This is a genomic window from Thauera aminoaromatica S2, assembly GCF_000310185.1.
GTDB lineage: Bacteria > Pseudomonadota > Gammaproteobacteria > Burkholderiales > Rhodocyclaceae > Thauera > Thauera aminoaromatica.
The window spans coordinates 70,263-77,336 of record NZ_AMXD01000003.1 but is presented as its reverse complement, the minus strand read 5'-3'; the positions used below and the strand labels follow the sequence as shown (position 1 = coordinate 77,336).

At 69.9% G+C, this 7,074-nt stretch carries 6 protein-coding genes; 2 read left to right on the top strand and 4 right to left on the bottom strand.

The genetic code is table 11. From position 1 onward, the window contains the following. Nucleotides 1–47: 47 nt before the first annotated feature. Nucleotides 48–647 (bottom strand): FMN-dependent NADH-azoreductase, encoded by a 600-nt coding sequence (locus C665_RS01770; protein ID WP_004298492.1) that lies wholly within the window; start codon nucleotides 645–647, stop codon nucleotides 48–50. Nucleotides 648–742: 95 nt separating this feature from the next. Here C665_RS01770 and C665_RS01765 point away from each other — a divergent pair, with 95 nt between their 5' ends. After that, nucleotides 743–1,651 (top strand): LysR family transcriptional regulator, encoded by a 909-nt coding sequence (locus C665_RS01765; RefSeq protein WP_004298490.1) that lies wholly within the window; start codon nucleotides 743–745, stop codon nucleotides 1,649–1,651. Between the two features lie 178 nt (nucleotides 1,652–1,829). Beyond that, complete coding sequence (locus C665_RS01760) at nucleotides 1,830–2,336, top strand: disulfide bond formation protein B (RefSeq protein ID WP_004298488.1); 507 nt, start codon at nucleotides 1,830–1,832, stop codon at nucleotides 2,334–2,336. A gap of 4 nt (nucleotides 2,337–2,340) precedes the next feature. Here the strand turns inward: C665_RS01760 and C665_RS01755 are convergent, their stop codons facing one another. Genes C665_RS01755 through C665_RS01745 form a run of 3 tightly spaced genes read right to left on the bottom strand, consistent with a single transcriptional unit; the run spans nucleotide 2,341 to nucleotide 6,940 of the window. Beyond that, nucleotides 2,341–2,562: a YgaP family membrane protein gene (locus C665_RS01755; protein WP_004298486.1), complete on the bottom strand. Its 222-nt coding sequence runs from the start codon at nucleotides 2,560–2,562 to the stop codon at nucleotides 2,341–2,343. Continuing rightward, on the bottom strand, nucleotides 2,559–5,849 hold the full coding sequence (locus C665_RS01750; protein ID WP_004298484.1) for an efflux RND transporter permease subunit: 3,291 nt from the start codon (nucleotides 5,847–5,849) through the stop codon (nucleotides 2,559–2,561). Before C665_RS01750 ends, C665_RS01755 begins: the two co-directional genes overlap by 4 nt. Nucleotides 5,850–5,863: 14 nt before the next feature. Further along, complete coding sequence (locus C665_RS01745; protein ID WP_004298482.1) at nucleotides 5,864–6,940, bottom strand: efflux RND transporter periplasmic adaptor subunit; 1,077 nt, start codon at nucleotides 6,938–6,940, stop codon at nucleotides 5,864–5,866. Nucleotides 6,941–7,074 lie beyond the last annotated feature (134 nt).

Here is a 7,074-nt window from a genome sequence, read left to right as displayed (position 1 = left end):
GGGCCTCGCGACGCCGGCGGCGGTCGCGAGGCTCGTGCCGCAAGGGCTCAGGCGAGCGCGGCGGCGATGTCCGCCGCGGCCTCGGCGAAGCCCTGCTTCGTGGCCTCTTCACCCATGTTCAGGCCTTCGGCGTAGATGAAATGCACGTCGGTGATGCCGAGAAAACCGAGCAGGGTCTTCAGGTAAGGCGTCTGGGTGTCGGCCGCGGTGCCGCGGTAGCGCCCACCGCGCGCAAAGGTGACATAAGCCTTCTTGCCCTTGAGCAGGCCCTCGGGACCGTTCTCGGTGTAGCGGAAGGTGACGCCGGCGCGAGCGATCGCGTCGATCCAGTTCTTGAGCTGGGTGGAGATGCCGAAGTTGTACATCGGCACGCCCAGCACAAGCACGTCGGCCGCCTGTACCTCGGCGACCAGCGCGTCGCTCTGCGCCACGCGCACCGCCTGCTCGGGGCTGCGCTGCTCGGCCGGGGTGAACAGGGCGCCGAGCGCGGCCTCGTCGATCGCCGGCGCAGGGTCGCGGGCGAGGTCGCGCACCACCACACGGGCGGCCGGCTCAGCGGCGACCAGGCGGGCGACAACTTCGCTGGCGAGGCGGGTGGAGTTACCGGCTTGGGAACGGGCGCTACCGTTGATCTGCAGGATGTTCATGTGCTTGTCCTCTGGCTTGGGGATGGGATGGATTGCAGTGTATTGGATGCCGGGGATTGCATTAAGCCCGTTCGACGCACATGATTGTTCCCTATATGGAACAAATCGACCCTAACGACCTGCTCGTCTTCGCCCGCGTGGTGGCCGAGGGCAGCCTGACCGCCGCGGCCGACAAGCTCGGCCTGCCCAAGTCCACCGTCTCGCGTCGGCTGTCGCGGCTGGAGGAGCAGCTCGGCGAGCGCCTGCTGCTGCGCACCACCCGTCGTCTCAACATCACCGAGTTCGGCGCCGCCCTGCTCGACCACGCACGCCAGCTCGAGAGCGAGGTCGAGGCGGTCGCGGCGCTCGCCGAGAGCCGCCAGGCGCGCCCGAGCGGGCGGCTGCGGGTGTCGATGCCGAGCGACTTCGCCAACCTGCTGCTCACCGACATGCTCGCCGCCTTCGCCGCGCTGCATCCCGCGGTGACGCTGGAGCTCGACCTGTCGCCACGCCGGGTGGACCTGCTCGGCGAGAACTTCGACCTCGCGATCCGCCTCGGCGACCTGCCGGACGACGCGCTGCTCGCCGCGCGCCGGCTGGCGGTGTTTCCGTGGGGGCTGTATGCCGCACCCGCCTATCTCGCCGAGCACGGCGAGCCGCAGGCGCCGGACGACCTCCACCGCCATCGCGCGCTGCGCCTGCTCGCGCGCACCGGCGACGCGATCCGCTGGACCCTGCTGTGCGGCGATCAGCGCTGGGAAGGCGTGCCGCCGGGCTCGATCACGGCGAACTCCCCCGAGCTGCTGATCCGCTTCGCCTGCGCGGCTGCGGGCATCACCACCGTGCCCGAGTATTTCGCCGCGCCCCACGTGCAGCGCGGCGAGCTGCGCCGGGTGCTGCCCGACTGGCGCCCGCCCTCGATCGCCGCCTGGGCGGTGTTCCCGGGCCGGCGGCTGATGCCGGCGAAGACGCGGGCTTTCCTGGACATGCTGCAGGCGGCGCTGGGCGGCGATCAGCGCGGGTGAGAGGGCCCCGGGCTTGCACAGCCTCGCGAAGCGGGCTTGCCTCGCTCCCACGGAATGCACGGCGGCCCCCGACCTCCGCCGCCCACGGGGAACACCGCAAGCATGCACGGGTCCGAGAGCGCGGACGCCGCTCGCCTGCTCGCCTACAATGGCGCCCTTTCCCGGAAGATCGAATACGATGACCCTGCTACACCGCATCCTGAACCTGCCTGCGCGGGTGCTCTACCTCGCCCTGTTCCTGGTCGCCACCGGGCTGCTCGGCTTCGGCCTCTACCTGCAGCACGGCCTGGGCCTGGAGCCCTGCCCGATGTGCATCATGCAGCGCTACGCCTTCGCGACCGCCGCGCTGATCGCGCTGATCGCCGGTCTGCATGCACCTGGACGCGGCGGTGAGCGCATCTACGCGGTGCTGATCGGAGCGGCCGCGCTCACCGGTGGCATGATCGCTGCGCGTCAGAGCTGGATGCAGCTCAACCCGCCGCTGATCCCGGAGTGCGGCCCGGGGCTGGAGTTCATGCTCGAGAGCTTCCCGCTCGCGCAGGCCCTGCCGATGATCTTCCGCGGCGCGGGAGACTGCACCGTGATCGAATGGACTTTCCTCGGTCTCTCGATCGCGAACTGGTCGCTGGTGAGCTTCACCGCGACCGTGCTGTTCGCCGGCTGGATGCTGCTGCGGCGTAGCTGAACACTCAGTTGCAGCTCGCGGGGCCGTCCTTCACGCCCAGTTTGTGCAGGATGTTGACCAGCGGACAGATGCCGGTGAAGGCGCTCTGGAAGAGGTTGAGGCCGACGAAGCCGGTCACCCACAGGAAGTGCTTGCTGACGAAGAGCGGCGAGGCCTCGACGCCGAAGGCCAGCGAGGCCAGGACGAAGGCGCCGGCGAAGGCGCGCACGTATTCATTGGTGGTCATGCGGGATTCTCCTCGGGGTTCTCGAAGCTTGCGATGCGGCCACGCATGGCCGCGTAGTAGAGCACCGGGATCACCACCAGGGTGAGCGCGGTGGACACGAAGATGCCGAAGATCAGGCTGATCGCCAGCCCGTTGAAGATCGGGTCGTCGAGGATGAACACCGCGCCGATCATCGCCGCCAGCGCGGTGAGTCCGATCGGCTTGGCGCGCACCGCGGCGGCGCGGATCAGCGCCTCGCCGAATTCCATCCCCGGCTTGCCATCCACCCCTCGCACCTGCTGATTGACGAAATCCACCAGCAGGATCGAGTTGCGCACGATGATGCCGGCGAGCGCGATCATGCCGATCATCGATGTGGCGGTGAATTGCGCGCCGAGCAGCGCATGACCGGGCATCACGCCGACGATGGTGAGCGGGATCGGCGCCATGATGATCAGCGGCACCAGGTAGCTGCGGAACTGCGCCACCACCAGCAGGTAGATCAGCACCAGGCCCACGGCGTAGGCCGCGCCCATGTCGCGGAAGGTCTCGTAGGTGATCTGCCACTCGCCGTCCCACTTCAACTGATAGCCGGCGTAGGGGTCGACGGGCTGGCGAATGAACCACTCGCCGAGCGTGCCGGCAAGCCCCCGGGTACCTTCGAGCGCCATGCCGTTCACGCGCGAGCGGATGTCGAACATGCCGTACAGCGGCGAATCCAGCTTGCCACCCATGTCGCCGGTCACGTACACCACCGGCAGCAGGTCCTTGCGGTAGAGGATCTGCTCGCGGCGCGTCTCGGCCACCTGCACCAGCTCGGAGATCTTCACCCGCTGGCCGGCGTTGTCGCCGCCGCGCGCGCGCACCTGCATGGCGAGCAGGTCGGCGAGGTCGGACTGGCGCACCGCCGGCAGCTGGATGCGCACCGGGATCTCGTACTTGTTGTCGCCGCCATGCACCGGGGTGACGTTCTCGCCGGAGAGGCCGAGGCGTACGACCTCGACGATGTCGGCCTGCGCCACGCCCATGCGCGCGGCCTTGGCCTGGTCGACGCGCAGCACGAGCTTGGGCGCGTCCTCGTCCACCGTGTCGTCCACGCCGACGATGTCGGGGGTGTCTTCGAAGGCGGCACGAACCCGCTTCGCAACCGCCACCTGGCCGTCGTAATCCGGACCGTAGATCTCGGCCACGATCGGCGACAGCACCGGCGGCCCGGGCGGCACCTCCACCACCTTGGCGTTGCCGCCGTTGCGGAGGGCGATCGCGGTGACGGCGTCGCGCACCGACACCGCGATCTCGTGGCTCTGGCGCTCGCGCGCGGTCTTGTCGACCAGGTTCACCTGGATGTCGCCCTGTTCGGGGGCGCTCCTCAGGTAGTACTGGCGCACAAGGCCGTTGAAGTTGATCGGCGCCGCGCTGCCGGCGTAGGACTGCCAGTCGGTGACCTCGGGCACGGTGGCCAGATGTGCGCCGATCTCGTTCAACACGCGCGCCGTGTCCTCGACCGGCGTGCCGGCCGGCATGTCGAGCACGACCTGGAACTCGCTCTTGTTGTCGAAGGGCAGCATCTTCATGACCACGAGCTGCACCACCGGCAGCGCCACCGAGGCGCCGATGAGCGCGAACACGGCCAGCCACAGCATCAGGCGGTTGCGAGCGCCGCGGCGGGGGTCGAACATCGGCGTCATCACGCGACGGAAGAGGCCGTCGAGCCGCTTCGTCATCCGGTCTTCGCCACCGTGCTGATGGGCGTCGACGTTCTTCAGCATCTTCTGCGCCAGCCAGGGCGTGACCACGAAGGCCACCACCAGCGAGATGAACATGCCCATCGAGGCGTTGATCGGGATGGGGCTCATGTAGGGACCCATCAGCCCGGTCACGAAGGCCATCGGCAGCAGCGCCGCAATCACGGTGAAGGTGGCGAGGATGGTAGGGCCGCCGACCTCGTCGACCGCCCTGGGGATCAGTTTCCACAGCGCCGTGTCGGGCTCGAGGGTGTGCCAGCGGTGGATGTTCTCCACCACGACGATGGCGTCGTCGACCAGGATGCCGATCGAGAAGATGAGCGCGAACAGCGACACCCGGTTGAGCGTGAAGCCCCAGGCCCAGGAGGCGAACAGCGTCGCCGCGAGCGTGAGCGACACCGCGATGCCGACGATGATCGCCTCGCGCCGGCCGAGCGCGAAGAACACCAGCGCCACCACCGCGGCGGTGGCGAAGGCGAGCTTGCCGATGAGCTGCTTGGCCTTGTCGTTGGCGGTCTTGCCGTAATCGCGCGTGACGGTGAGCTCCACGCCTTCCGGGATGAGGCTGCCACGCAGGTTCTCCAGGCGCTGCATCGCCGCCTGGGCGACGTCGGCGGCGTTGGCGCCGGGCTTCTTCGACAGCGCCAGGGTGACCGCCGGGAAGAGGCCGTGCTGATCGATGCCGCGCTCCGCGGCGGCGGCGCCGGTGCCGAACCAGACGTACTGCGCGGGCTGGTCGGGGCCGTCGACGACCTCGGCGACGTCGCGCAGGAAGACCGGTCGGCGCTCGGAGACGCCCACGACCAGGTTGCGCACGTCCTCGGCGGACTCGAGGTAGGTGCCGGTCTGCACCAGCACTTCCTTGTTGCCCGCGACCAGGCTGCCCGCCGGCTGCGAGGCGTTGGCGAGCTGCAGCGCGCCGCGCAGGTCCTGCGCGGTGACGCCGTGCGCGTTCATGCGCTCGATGTCCATGTCCACCCGGATCACGTGGCCCGGGCCGCCGATGGTGGCGACGTCGCGGGTGCCGGGGATGCGCTTGAGCTCGGTCTCGATCGCACGCGAGACCTGCTGCAGCGAGAAGGCGGCACGTTCGGGATCGGCGGTCCACAGCGTGAAGCTGACGATGGGCACGTCGTCGATGCCCTTGGGCTTGATCAGCGGCTGGCCGACCCCGAGCTGCGGCGACAGCCAGTCGGCATGCGAGTCCACCGTGTCGTAGAGCCGCACCAGTGCCGTCTGGTTGGGCACGCCGACCTCGAACTGCACGGTGATCACCGCCATGCCGGGGCGCGACACGGTGTAGACATGCTCGACGCCCGCCATGCGCGACAACACCTGCTCGGCCGGCCGTGCCACCAAAGCCTCGACGTCGCGTGCCGAGGCCCCCGGGAAGGGCACCAGCACGTTGGCCATGGTGACGTCGATCTGCGGCTCTTCTTCCTTGGGTGTGATCAGCGTGGCGAAGATGCCGGCCAGCAGCAGCACCAGCGCCAGCAGCGGGGTGATCGCGTTGCGCTGGAAACCGGCCGCGATACGGCCGGAGATGCCGAGGGACTTTTCCATGGTCGCCTTCCGGCTCAGCGCGCGGCCGCGCGGGCCTGGATGCCGGCCTGCACCGGGTCGAGGGCGAGGGTCTCGTCCCCGCCGAGACCGGAGAGCACCTCGACCCACTCGCCGCCGGGGAGCGCGCGGCCGAGACGGATCTGGCGCAGCGTGAAGCCGCCCTGCCCGTCGGCGGCGTAGACGGCGGTGAGCTCGCCGCGACGCAGCACGGCGGCAGCCGGGATCACGGTCGGCCCGGCGGTGCTTGCAGCGGCGGCCGTGCCCTGGAAATGCACGCGCGCGAAGCTGCCGGGGAGCACATCCTCGATGCCGGCCGGCAGGTCCACGCGCACGCGCACGGTGTGGGTGCGCGCGTCGGCGGCGGGCAGCACCGTGACCGCGGCCGCCTCGACGATGCGCCTGCTGGCGGGCAGTTCGACCCTGGCGCGCAGCGGGCCGGCACCCAGCTCGGCGAGACGCTGCGGGGCGAGATCGGCCACGGCGCGCATCTGCGCGGGGTCATACACGGTGAGCAGGTTACGCCCGGGCTGTGCCATCTCGCCGGGCTCGATGTGGCGCGCGGCGACGAGGCCGTCGAGCGGCGACACCACGCTGGTGTAGCCCTTCACGGTGGCGGCCTGCTCGCGCTGGGCGCGCGCGGCGCGCACCTGGGCCTCGGCGGCCTGGAACTGCGCGCGCGCGTTGTCGAGCGCCGACTGGCTGAGGAACTTGCGCTCGACCAGGCTGCGCGCGCGCTGGTATTCGGCGCGCGCGTTGGCGAGCGCGCTCTCGGCCTGGGCAATGCCGGCATCGGCCGCGGCGACGGCGGCGGCAACCTCGGCCGGGTCGATGCGCGCCAGCACCGCGCCCCTGCGCACGCGATCGCCGGCGTCCACGGAGAGCTCGAGGATGCGACCGGGCATCTGCGCGGCCAGGGTGGACTGGCGCACGGCCTCGATGGTGGCCTCGGCGACGATCGCGGGGACGACCGCGCGTGCCTCGACGCGGACGGTGGGAAGCTCCGCACGCACCCCGCCGGAAGTGGCGGCCAACAGGCTCAGGACAAGGACAGCCAGGAGACGGGCAGGAACGGGGAGCATGATCGGCTTCATAAGAATAAGTATATTCTTATATTGAAGACCGTCAAGGAATACCCCTCGAGAACCGCGAGAGACGTCACTACTGCAGGCAGGAGCGACGCGGCTCACCATCCCGCCGACACCGCGGCAGCGCCGCGGATTGCGCG